Annotated in this window: 11 protein-coding genes; 4 read left to right on the top strand and 7 right to left on the bottom strand. The window is 59.4% G+C overall.

All coding sequences use genetic code 11. The annotated features are described in order from the left end of the window. Positions 1 to 90 precede the first annotated feature (90 nt). Positions 91 to 597, top strand: coding sequence for a sigma-70 family RNA polymerase sigma factor (locus FEZ21_RS13030; protein WP_160627382.1), 507 nt, complete (start codon positions 91 to 93; stop codon positions 595 to 597). After that, positions 594 to 1,346, top strand: coding sequence for an anti-sigma factor (locus tag FEZ21_RS13025; RefSeq protein WP_127196907.1), 753 nt, complete (start codon positions 594 to 596; stop codon positions 1,344 to 1,346). The genes FEZ21_RS13030 and FEZ21_RS13025 overlap by 4 nt, the downstream gene beginning before the upstream one ends. Before the next feature lie 122 nt (positions 1,347 to 1,468). Here the strand turns inward: FEZ21_RS13025 and FEZ21_RS22490 are convergent, their stop codons facing one another. From FEZ21_RS22490 to FEZ21_RS13010, 4 genes are all read right to left on the bottom strand, one after another. Continuing rightward, positions 1,469 to 1,642, bottom strand: coding sequence for a hypothetical protein (locus FEZ21_RS22490; RefSeq protein ID WP_003444762.1), 174 nt, complete (start codon positions 1,640 to 1,642; stop codon positions 1,469 to 1,471). Between the two features lie 141 nt (positions 1,643 to 1,783). Continuing rightward, complete coding sequence (locus FEZ21_RS13020; RefSeq protein WP_160627380.1) at positions 1,784 to 2,956, bottom strand: lactonase family protein; 1,173 nt, start codon at positions 2,954 to 2,956, stop codon at positions 1,784 to 1,786. Continuing rightward, the gene (locus FEZ21_RS13015) at positions 2,946 to 3,245 is read right to left on the bottom strand and encodes a DUF5629 family protein (RefSeq protein ID WP_003444766.1); all 300 of its coding nucleotides are present in this window, start codon (positions 3,243 to 3,245) and stop codon (positions 2,946 to 2,948) included. The genes FEZ21_RS13020 and FEZ21_RS13015 overlap by 11 nt, the downstream gene beginning before the upstream one ends. Positions 3,246 to 3,325: 80 nt before the next feature. After that, a complete protein-coding gene (locus FEZ21_RS13010) occupies positions 3,326 to 4,648 on the bottom strand; it encodes an MFS transporter (RefSeq protein ID WP_003444769.1) in 1,323 nt (440 codons plus the stop codon). A gap of 190 nt (positions 4,649 to 4,838) precedes the next feature. Between FEZ21_RS13010 and FEZ21_RS13005 the strand changes: the two genes are divergently transcribed. Both FEZ21_RS13005 and FEZ21_RS13000 read left to right on the top strand, forming a co-directional pair. Next, positions 4,839 to 6,575, top strand: a complete 1,737-nt coding sequence (locus tag FEZ21_RS13005) for an IlvD/Edd family dehydratase (protein ID WP_003444770.1) — start codon at positions 4,839 to 4,841, stop codon at positions 6,573 to 6,575. A 164-nt stretch (positions 6,576 to 6,739) separates the two neighbouring features. Further along, positions 6,740 to 7,456, top strand: a complete 717-nt coding sequence (locus tag FEZ21_RS13000) for a FadR/GntR family transcriptional regulator (RefSeq protein WP_003444772.1) — start codon at positions 6,740 to 6,742, stop codon at positions 7,454 to 7,456. Between the two features lie 63 nt (positions 7,457 to 7,519). Here FEZ21_RS13000 and pepN read toward each other — a convergent pair whose 3' ends face one another. The 3 genes from pepN to FEZ21_RS12985 are packed head-to-tail and all read right to left on the bottom strand — an operon-like array spanning position 7,520 to position 11,277. Beyond that, positions 7,520 to 10,177: an aminopeptidase N gene (gene pepN, locus FEZ21_RS12995; protein WP_160627378.1), complete on the bottom strand. Its 2,658-nt coding sequence runs from the start codon at positions 10,175 to 10,177 to the stop codon at positions 7,520 to 7,522. Positions 10,178 to 10,189: 12 nt separating this feature from the next. Continuing rightward, positions 10,190 to 11,020, bottom strand: a complete 831-nt coding sequence (locus FEZ21_RS12990) for a DUF2797 domain-containing protein (RefSeq protein ID WP_160627376.1) — start codon at positions 11,018 to 11,020, stop codon at positions 10,190 to 10,192. After that, positions 11,017 to 11,277 carry a YeaC family protein gene (locus tag FEZ21_RS12985; protein ID WP_003444780.1) on the bottom strand — a complete coding sequence of 87 codons (261 nt, stop codon included), beginning with the start codon at positions 11,275 to 11,277 and terminating at the stop codon, positions 11,017 to 11,019. Before FEZ21_RS12985 ends, FEZ21_RS12990 begins: the two co-directional genes overlap by 4 nt. Positions 11,278 to 11,299: the final 22 nt, after the last annotated feature.

Here is an 11,299-nt window from a genome sequence, read left to right as displayed (position 1 = left end):
ATTTATTTTTGCCCCTCGGGAATAACCATCAATCCTGGTCGTCTGCATGCTGATGACCCCGACTAACAGACCAACGCCTTGCAGGTCCCCATGTCACCCTTTGACGAGCAACTGCGCGAACTGATCCCGCGCCTCAGGCGATTTGCCCTGTCGCTGACACGCCACTCCAGCAATGCCGACGATCTGGTGCAAACCTGCCTGGAACGGGCACTGGCCAGCGTGGCGAGCAAACGTCCCGAAGGCGATTTGCGGGCCTGGCTATTCACTATTTTGTATCGCCAGTTTGTCGACAACCATCGGCGCTCGCGGCGCTATGCCCGCATGCTCGAATTTTTTACCGGGCGCGATGACACTCAGCCCTCAACCGAACGCACAGTCATCGCGCAGTCGACGTTGCAGGCATTCGAACGCCTGAGCACCGAGCAACGGGCCTTACTGCTGTGGGTATCGGTGGAGGGCATGAGTTACCAGCAAGTGGCCGACATTCTGGAGGTGCCAATTGGCACCGTGATGTCGCGTCTGTCACGCGCACGCCAGGCCTTGCGCCAACTCAGCGAAGGCGAAATCACCCGCCCTGCCCTGCGGAGACTGAAATGATCACCACCCCACCCAGTGAGCGTGACCTGCACGCTTATGTCGATTACGCGCTCAGCGAGGCTGAACGCCACCAGGTTGAGCAGTATCTGCAGGCCAACCCTGAAGTCGCTGCCCGGGTGCAAGCCTGGCAGCGGGACGCTCAGGTGTTGCGTACTGCGTTGCAGCAGAGCCTGCAGCAGCCGGAAAATCCGGCACTCGACCCCGTAGCCATACGCCAGCGATTGCACCGCCAGTCACGTCGCCAGTGGGCAACAGCGGCAGTGCTGTTAATCGCCGTGAGCATCGGCGGCGTCGGCGGCTGGCAAGCCCGGCAAATCACTCAGGGCTCCGCTGGCTTGCCCATGACCGACGCACTGGCAGCCCATCGCATGTTTGCGCTGCAGGGCTTTCTGCCGGCCGACTACAAGGTGCAGCAAAGCAATGACATGCAGGGCTGGATAGATGGTTATTTCAATCAGGCCGAACGCTTGCCGGACCTGAGCGGTGCGGGCTTCCGACCGGTCAGCGGGCGATTGCTGACCACCGATCAGGGCGGTGCGGCGATGGTGTTGTACGAGAATGGCCAGGGCCAGCACATCAGCTTCTACATCCGCCCGCCCGGCCCGCAAAACAACCTGTTACCACGGGGCAGCCGGCGCGATGGCGATTTGCAGGCGGACTACTGGTCCGGGCCCGGCTACAACTACGCCATGGTCGGCCCGGCAGACGGCCCAACCACAGAATTGCTCGAGACAGGACACAACCTGTAGCCGCGAATAAAAGCTCAATATTTATTGAGCCCCTGCAGGAGCGAGCTTGCCTCGCGAGCTCTTCCCGACAAAGCTGAAAAGCTCGCGAGGCAAGCTCGCTCCTACAGGGGGGGCAGGTCATTTCAGGATTGGGTTTTATGGTCCAGGGCGGCGTAGAAGTTAGCGCTTTGCTGCAGGTACTTCTGGGTATAGCTGGGGGATTTTTTGTCGCTGATGAGCACGCTGGCACTGGCAGGCAGGGCCACGGTGGCAGAGATGGCGGAGGCAGCAATCACGGAGAAAAGATTGAAATTCATGGCGGTAACCCTCGACGATTCAGTTGGCTTGCTTGCCTTTTCAGGCCGTGGAACCAACTTAACGCCAAGGGTCATCCCGCAGAAATTCATTGCAGCACTAGCCTCTATCAGCAGGATTAATAGAGGGCTGCAAGCCCCTGATTACGGGCGCTTGATGAATTTCAGATCTGAAGGCGCATCCATGGCCAGGGTTTGCAGGGTTTTACCCAGCTTGCCGGTCTGCGGGTCGCGCTCCAGCACCACGATGGCATTGCTCATCTGATTGGCGATCAACAGGAACTTGCCGTTGGGGCTCAGGGCAAACTCCCGGGGATGGTCTCCCTCAACCGAACGGCGTTGAATCTCGCTCAGCTCACCGTTCGCCGGATTGATTGCAAATACCAGAATTTCATTGGCCTTGCCGCGGTTGCTCACGTAAAGAAACTTGCCATCCGGCGACGCATGCACCGCACCTGCGGCACGATTTTGCGCTGGCTGGCCGTGGGCCAGTTCCAGTGCCTGACGCTGCTTGAGCTGACCGTCGGCATAGTCGAACACAAACACCTGGGCACTCATTTCAGTGGTCAGGTACGCGTGCTTGCCGTCCTTGGAGAACAACAAGTGACGCGGACCGCTACCCGCCGGCAACTCGACATAGGCCGGATCGGCAGCCACCAAAGGATGCTCGGGGTTGGCCGCCGGATCGTACTTGTAGACAAAAACCTTGTCGGCCCCCAGGTCACTGGCGAATACAAACTTGCCGTCCGGTGAAGACACCACCGAATGCACGTGTGCCGACATCTGGCGCTCGGGGTTTACCCGGCTGGCCGGATGGCTGCTCATCTGGGTCACAGGCTGCAACTCGCCCCGGGCGTTTATCGGCACCACCGCCAGGCTGCCGCCCGGATCGGCGTGCACACCGTAGTTGGCAACAAACAGGTAGCGCTCGTCGCCGCTAAGGCTGGAATGGGTCGGCTCTTCGCCCAGGGTCTTGACCTGGTTGATCAGGTTCAGCTCATTGGTTTTCGGATCGATCGACAAACTGCTGACACGCCCCACCACATCGGCCTGGCCCTGCCCGTTTTCATTGACCACAAACAGGCGGCTTTGATCGCGAGATAAAGTCAGCCACGAAGGGTTGGTGGCCTTGAACACTTGCAGCGGCTCGGGGGTGAGCCGCCCGCTCTGACTGTCGAACTGTAAACGGTAAATCCCCTGGCTCTTGCCCTGGGTATAGGACCCTACCAGCAGCTCGACCTCAGACCCGAAGGCCGCCTGCGCCGACATGGCGCCAATGCCTGAAGCCATCAACAAGGGTAACCATTTAAACTTCATCAACCACCTCAGTGTCATCGTCGTCATTGCTCGCGCTAAATGCGCTGAGGCAAACCAGGCGGTGCTCACCCGAGTCGCCGGTCAGGGTCCAGCTTTTCAATGCTTCGTCAAACACGGCTGCATCCAGCTGTGCGAGGGTGAAGCTCCAACGCTTTTCGGCACGACCATCCATGCACTTGATGAGCAACTGCACATCGTCCAGAGAAAAATCCCAGGCATGCAGCCCGTCAATTTCCAGCATGTCACTGGTTTCAAGGGCTGCACGCAAGGTCTGGTTTGAATCGCTCATTAATCTATCACCTGTTGGAAAGGCGTAATGATAGGTCAAACCTGCGTACTAACCCATGGATGAATAGCTCTGGCGGCTGATTAATGATCGCTAGCCGGACGGGCACTGGCGGCAAACTCATCGGGCTTGAGTGCATGTTTGCGCTCCAGGGTGCGATACACCACCACCGTCAGCAACAGCCCGAACACCATCACCCCCGAAAGGAAGTACAGGCCCGACGCCAGGTTGCCGGTGTGTTCCTTGAGCGCACCTATCACGAACGGTCCTATATAGCCGCCCAGGTTGCCCACCGAGTTGATCAGGGCTATCCCGGCGGCAGCACTGGCACCGGCAAAAAAGCGCCCGGGCAAGGTCCAGAAAATCGCCGTGCAGGAGAACAACGAGAAAGCCACCAGGCACAGAGCCCCCAGTTGCAGTGCCGGAACCGTCAGCCATGCACTCAGGAACAGACCGATCGCCCCCAGCACATACAGGCCGCCCAGGTGACCGTAACGGTCATTCAGGCGATCCGAACTGCGGGGAATGATCAGCAAGCCGATGATGCCGAAGATGTAGGGCACCGAGGACACGAAGCCGGTTGTCAGATCGCTGCCACCAAACTGCTTGATCAGCGTCGGCAGCCACAGGCCCAGGCCGTAGATGCTCAGGGTGACGGGTAGATAGAACAGCGCCAGCAGCAACACCCGCTTGTCTTTCAAAGCATGCAGCGGATTACCGTGGCGGGTCTGGCCGTATTGCTGCAGGTCTTTTTCCAGCTCCCCCAGCAGCCAGCTCTTCTCGTCCCGGGTCATCCAGTTGACCTGTTGCGGGCCGTCCGGCAGGTAGCGCAGTACCGGCCAGGTCAACAGGATGGCCGGCATGCCGATGACAATGAACAACCATTGCCAGCCATGCAGCCCCAGCACCCCGTCCATGCCCAGCAGGCCGCCGGACACCGGGCCGGTGATCATCATGGCGATGGGTTGCGAGAGGATGAACAGGCCCAGGATCTTGCCGCGATGGCGCACCGGGAACCACTGGGTGATGTAGTACAGCACGCCAGGAAAGAAGCCTGCCTCGGCGACACCGAGCAAAAAGCGCATCACGTAGAAACTCTGCGGCCCCTGGACAAAGGCCATGCCGATGGTGATCGCGCCCCAGGTCAGCATGATCCGGGCGAACCAGCGCCGGGCGCCAAAGCGCTCCAGCATCAGGTTGCTGGGGATCTCCATCAAGAAGTAACCGATAAAGAACAGCCCGGCACCCAGGCCGTAGGCCGCATCGCCAATGCCGATGTCCGCGCCCATATGCAGCTTGGCGAAGCCCACGGCAGAGCGGTCCACATAGGCAATCAGGTACAGCAGGATCAGAAACGGAATGAGTTTTAGCGTGATGCGGCGGATAAGCCCGGATTCCTGGCTCATGTGACGGTCTCCCATTGTTTTTGTTATGGCACCTCTGGAGTGGCCTCAGGCGGGAAAATGCCAGGATCAGCTCTCAGTTGAATCGGACTATATAGTAATACTATTTACCCAACAACACTTCCAAACAGAGCCATTTAGCGCTAACTTCTGACACAGAAAATAAATTAGTCATACAATAAGAGAGGCCGCAATGTCTGACAAAACCCCTCCACTGCGTTCCGCCCAATGGTTTGGCAGCGCAGATAAAAACGGTTTCATGTACCGCAGCTGGATGAAGAACCAGGGCATTGCCGACCATCAGTTCCAGGGCAAGCCGATCATCGGCATCTGTAACACCTGGTCAGAGCTGACCCCGTGCAACGCCCACTTCCGCACCATTGCCGAACACGTAAAACGCGGTGTGATCGAAGCCGGAGGGTTTCCGGTGGAGTTTCCGGTGTTTTCCAACGGTGAGTCGAACCTGCGCCCTACTGCCATGCTCACCCGCAACCTGGCCAGCATGGACGTGGAAGAAGCGATTCGCGGCAATCCGATTGATGGCGTAGTGCTGCTGACCGGCTGCGACAAAACCACCCCGGCCCTGTTGATGGGCGCAGCCAGTTGCGATGTGCCGGCCATCGTGGTCACCGGCGGGCCGATGCTCAATGGCAAGCACAAGGGCAAAGATATCGGCGCCGGCACCATCGTCTGGCAAATGCACGAGTCCTATAAGGCCGGCAATATCAGCCTTGACGAGTTCCTTTCCGCTGAAGCCGGCATGTCACGCTCGGCAGGCACCTGCAACACCATGGGCACCGCCTCCACCATGGCCTGCATGGCCGAAGCCCTGGGCACTTCGTTACCGCACAACGCGGCGATCCCTGCGGTGGATTCACGGCGCTATGTCCTGGCGCACATGTCCGGCATGCGCGCCGTGGCAATGGTTCGCGAGGACTTGCGCCTGTCCAAGGTGCTGACCAGAGAAGCCTTTGAGAATGCGATTCGGGTCAACGCCGCCATTGGCGGCTCGACTAACGCGGTGATCCACCTTAAAGCCATCGCCGGACGCATCGGCGTCGATCTGGAGCTGGACGACTGGACCCGCATCGGCCGCGGCACCCCGACCCTGGTTGATCTGCAGCCTTCCGGGCGCTTCTTGATGGAAGAGTTCTACTATGCCGGCGGCCTGCCTGCGGTACTGCGCCGACTGGGGGAAAACAACCTGATCCCGCACCCGGACGCCCTGACCGTCAATGGCAAGAGTCTGTGGGAAAACGTCAAGAACTCGCCGATTTATGGTGACGACGAAGTCATCCGTGCCATCGAAAACCCGCTGGTGGCCGATGGCGGTATCTGCGTGCTGCGCGGCAATCTGGCACCACTGGGGGCCGTGCTCAAACCATCGGCGGCGACCCCGGCGCTGATGAAGCATCGTGGTCAGGCCGTGGTGTTCGAGAACTTCGACATGTACAAGCAGCGCATCAACGATCCGGATCTGCAAGTCACTGCCGACTCGATCCTGGTGATGAAAAACTGCGGACCCAAGGGTTATCCGGGCATGGCCGAAGTCGGCAACATGGGCTTGCCTGCCAAGCTGCTGGCCCAGGGAGTGACCGATATGGTGCGCATCTCCGATGCCCGCATGAGCGGCACCGCCTACGGCACCGTGGTCTTGCATGTGGCGCCGGAAGCGGCAGCCGGAGGGCCTCTGGCGGCGGTTCAGGAAGGTGACTGGATCGAACTGGACTGCGCCGGCGGGCGCCTGCATCTGGATATCCCGGATGCAGAACTGGCGGCCCGTCTGGCCGATATTCCACCGCCACAGAAACTGCTGATCGGTGGTTACCGCCAGCTCTATATCGACCACGTGATGCAAGCCGATCAAGGTTGTGATTTTGACTTCCTGGTGGGTTGCCGCGGCTCCGAAGTGCCGCGCCACTCCCACTAACCCCGGCCCTGCAGGAGCGAGCTTGCTCGCGAGCTTTTCTCCAGCCAGCTGAAGAGCTCGCTCCTGCAGCTTGTTCGACCTTTGCCCATCAGGTTTTGTGCCACCTGTAAAACCGGCGCCTGCTATGATCGGCGCTTTTCAGCCACAGGACCGACCCGCGCCCAATGGATTATCGTCAGCCCTCCGAGCGCAAAAGCATGCACGCGCGCATCGTTCAGGAACTCGGCATGCAGATTGTTTCCGGCCGATTGAAACCCGATGACAAGCTGCCCGCCGAAGCCTTGCTGTGCGAAGAATATGCCGTCAGCCGCCCGGTATTGCGTGAAGCCACGCGGGTGCTGGTGGCCAAGGGCCTGGTGTATTCCAGGCCGCGGGTGGGCACCGTGGTCAAGCCGCGCCGTGAATGGCATATGCTCGACCCCGATGTGCTGCACTGGCTGATGCAAAGCTCACCGCAAAACGAGTTTTTTGCCTTGCTGACCAGTGTGCGCAGCATTATCGAGCCCGCTGTTGCCGCCCTCGCCGCCCAGCATGCCACCGAAGATGAGATAGCCTCGATCCGCGAGGCTTATGAGCGCATGGAGCATGCTCAAACCCCCGAAGCCTTGCTGCAACCTGATCTGGATTTTCACAGCCGGATCGCCGACGCGACCCATAACGACCTGTTGTCCAACCTGTGCAACATGCTGTCGCTGGCCTTGCGTGAAGCGTTGAAGCACTCCAATCGCCGGCCTAACCTGCACGAACTGGCGTTGCCCAGGCACAAGGCGATTCTGACCGCGATAGAAAACCACGACGCCCTCGGCGCCCGGCATGCCACCCTGGTGCAGCTGGACGATGCGCGCACCGCGCTGGATGTGGTGTTGGGACAGACGCACTGACGCATCTTTGAACCTGTAGGAGCGAGCTGTTTAAAAAGCTCGCTCCTACAACCGAAGGCCGGATCAGGCCAGGCTTTTGCTGACCACTTCAAACACGTCGCTGGAAAGCTCGCCCGAGCTGCGGATGCGCTCCAGTTCGGCTTTCATCAACGCCTGACGGGCGCTGTCGTATTTGCGCCAGCGGGTCAGTGGCGCCAGTTGCCGCGAAGCAATCTGCGGATTGAAGCCATTGAGCTCAATCACCAGGTCCGCCAGGAAGCGATACCCCGAACCATCCGCCGCATGGAAGTTGATCAGGTTCTGCCCGGCAAAGGTACCGACCAGAGCCCGTACCTTGTTCGGGTTCTTGATGTTGAAGGCCGGGTGCTCCATCAACTGTTCAACCCGCTGCAGACCACCTGGCAAACCGCTGCCCGCCTGCACACTGAACCATTGGTCCATGACCAGCGGATTGTCCTTGAACTGATCGGCAAAGCTGGCCAGCGCCGCGGCCTTTTCAGCCTCGAACGGCGAATTGACCAGTACTGCCAAAGCCGTCAGGCGCTCGGTCATGTTGTCGCTGTGTTCGAACTGCTCCTGTGCCGCGGCCAGCACCTGCGGTTTACCGCTGAGCATCAGGTACGACAGCGCGATGTTTTGCAACGCGCGACGGGCAAAATGTTCGGCTTCGGCCACATACGGCGTGACTTTCGACACTTCACGGTTGCTCTGATAGCGCGCCCACAGGCCGTCAAACAGGCTATCGGCCAGTTGCTTGCGGGCAAACTCACGGGCCACGTGGATGGCTTCTACATCGGCCACTTCGCTGATTTCGGTGAGATAGGCTTCGCCCGGCAGCGACAGCATTTCGCCAATCATCGCCTGATCCAGTTGCTGGTTGCCCAGCACGGTGCGCAAGGCTTCAACCAGACGCTGATCCATGACCAGCGCTGCGCCACGCTGATGCTGGCCAATCAATTCCTGGAGTACCAGCACGGCCAGTTGCTGACCGGCATCCCAACGGTTAAAACCATCGCTGTCATGCTGCATCAGGAACATCAACTGGTCACGGCTGTATGGAAATTGCAGTTTGACCGGCGCCGAAAACTCGCGCAGCAGCGAAGGCAATGGCTGCTCATTGATGCCAACGAAGGTGAAGCTTTGCTCAGCCTCGGTAACGCATAGCACGCGGCTGGTGCCGCAAGCCGCCGGTTCACCCTTGAGTTGCAGCGCGATTTCTGCGCCCCGGGCATCCAGCAGGCCCAACTGCACCGGAATCACAAACGGCAGTTTCTCAACCTTGTCCGGAGTCGCCGGGCAGCTTTGGGCGAACGTCAGGCTGTAGGTTTTCTGTGCTGCGTCATAGTGCTCGCTGACCGCCAGGCGCGGGGTGCCTGCCTGGCTGTACCAGCGCTTGAACTGGCTCAGGTCGGCGCCGTTGGCGTCTTCCATGGCCTTGATAAAGTCATCGCAGGTCACGGCCTGGCCATCATGGCGTTCGAAGTACAGGTCGCTGCCTTTGCGAAAGCCTGCTTCGCCGAGCAGGGTATGGATCATGCGCACCACTTCCGAACCCTTCTCATACACGGTCAGGGTGTAGAAGTTGGAGATTTCGATAAAGCTCTCGGGGCGCACGGCGTGGGCCATGGGGCCGGCGTCTTCGGCAAACTGGTGGGTGCGCAGATACGCCACGTCCTGAATGCGTTTGACCACCCGCGAGTTCATGTCCGCCGAGAACTCGGAGTCACGGAATACCGTGAAGCCTTCCTTGAGCGACAGCTGGAACCAGTCACGGCAGGTCACGCGGTTGCCCGACCAGTTGTGGAAGTATTCGTGGGCAACAATCGCCTCGACCCGCTGATGCGCGGCGTCAGTGGCGGTTTCGGCGCGGGCCAGCACGGCGCTGGAGTTAAAGATGTTGAGGCCCTTGTTCTCCATCGCGCCCATGTTGAAATCATTGACGGCCACGATCATGAAAATATCCAGATCGTATTCGCGGCCGTAGGTTTTTTCGTCCCACAGCATGGACTTCTTGAGGCTGGTCATGGCGTGCTGGCATTTGTCGATGTTTTCCGGCTCGACATAGATACGCAGCGCCACAGTGCGGTCGGTCATGGTGATGAAGTTGTCTTCAACGCACCACAGATCTCCGGCCACCAGAGCAAACAGGTAGGCCGGTTTCATGAACGGGTCTTCCCAGGTTGCCCAGTGCCGGCCGTCTTCGTCGGGACCGCTGGCAATCGGGTTGCCGTTGGACAGCAGAACCGGGTAGCTGTGCTGCTCGGCCACCACGGTGGTGGTGAACTTGCTCATCACATCCGGGCGGTCGAGGTAGTAGGTGATTTTGCGAAAGCCTTCGGCCTCGCACTGGGTGCAGAACATCGTGCCGGACTTGTACAGGCCTTCCAGCGCGGTATTGGATTCGGGGTGGATCTTGACGCTGGTATCGACTACGAAATGTTCGGTGCTCGGGTGCAAAATCAGGTGGCTGTCGGTGAGCTGGTAATCAGCCGCCGTCAGCTCGGCGTCGTCGAGCTTGACCGACAACAGCTGCAGTTGCTGACCGTCCAGCTCCAGTGCCGGGAAACCCGCACCACGTGCAGGGTTGCGGCGCATCACCAGTTGCGCATGGACCAGGCTGTGGTCCTCGAACAACTCGAAGGTCAGGTGCGTCTCGTCGATCAGATACTCGGGCGCCTGATAGTCCTTCAGGTAGATCATCTGCGGTTGTTCGGTGCGCATGCTGGAGTCCTTTTACTGATGCACGGCCAGCTGATAGGCCGTGTATTTGCGAATATTGATAACGCCGGTGTCGAAGATCAGGTACTGACCCTTGATCCCCATCAGCGTGCCTTCAACGATCGGATCTTTGTCCAGGTTGAAACTGACGATCTTGCTCGGATACTGCTCCACCGGGTAACGGATCTCAACGGGTTCTGCAGTCGCCAGGGGTTGGACCGCCTGTAACCCGAAACGCTCCTGCAAGGCCTGTATGCCTTCGGCGCAACTCTCGAATAACTGTTCGCGCACCGCCACCAGGTCCACCGGCTCGGCATCGCCCTTGAGCAGTGCGCGCCAGTTGGTACGGTCGCCCACTTGCGAGCGAAACAGGTCCTCGACAAAACCCGATTGCTGACGGGTGGCCACTCGCACAATCGGCAGCGCTTGGCTGGCGCCCTGATCGAGCCAGCGGGTCGGCAACTGGGTGGCACGGGTGATGCCGACCTTGATCCCCGAAGAATTGGCCAGATACACCACGTGGTCGGTCATGCAGAACTGCTCGCCCCACGACGGATCACGGCAGGTGCCTGCATCATAATGGCAACGCTCCGGGCTCATGATGCACATGTCGCACTGCGCCAGCTTGGTCATGCACGGGTAGCAATAGCCCTGGCTGAAGCTCTTCTTGGTTTTGCGCCCGCAGTGAGTGCAGTTGATCTCACCCAGGTATTCCAGACGCAACCGGGTGCCGATCAAAGGATTGACCGGCAGCTCGGTATCGCCCAGACGAAACGCATATTGAACGGTCGGCGTCTCTAAACGTGCCGACATCTTGCTGATTGCACCGCGACCAATTTCAATCAATGGATAGCATCCGACTTGAACAGGATGTTGGGTACGGGTGCCGATTTCGAGCTGCACTCTTGCGGGCCCATGTAGCCGGTGCGCTGCTCTTCGGGCAGGTTGTTGACTTCCCAGGCGATCATCGCCTGCAGCGACAGCTCGCGCTGCTCGGCAGTGAGCTTGTTACCGTCGGCCCATTTACCGATTTCAACGGCCAGTTTCAGGCTCTGATAGATCTCGGGAGTGATGTTTTGAATCATTTCGTTGAAAGAGGACATGGTTCTGTTTCCGCTCTTTGAA

Origin of the sequence: Pseudomonas sp. 9.1(2019), from assembly GCF_009910445.1 — a bacterium.
Taxonomy (GTDB): Bacteria; Pseudomonadota; Gammaproteobacteria; order Pseudomonadales; family Pseudomonadaceae; genus Aquipseudomonas; species Aquipseudomonas paraversuta.
The sequence above is the reverse complement of the archived record's forward strand: the minus strand, read 5'-3'. Positions and strand labels throughout refer to the sequence as shown.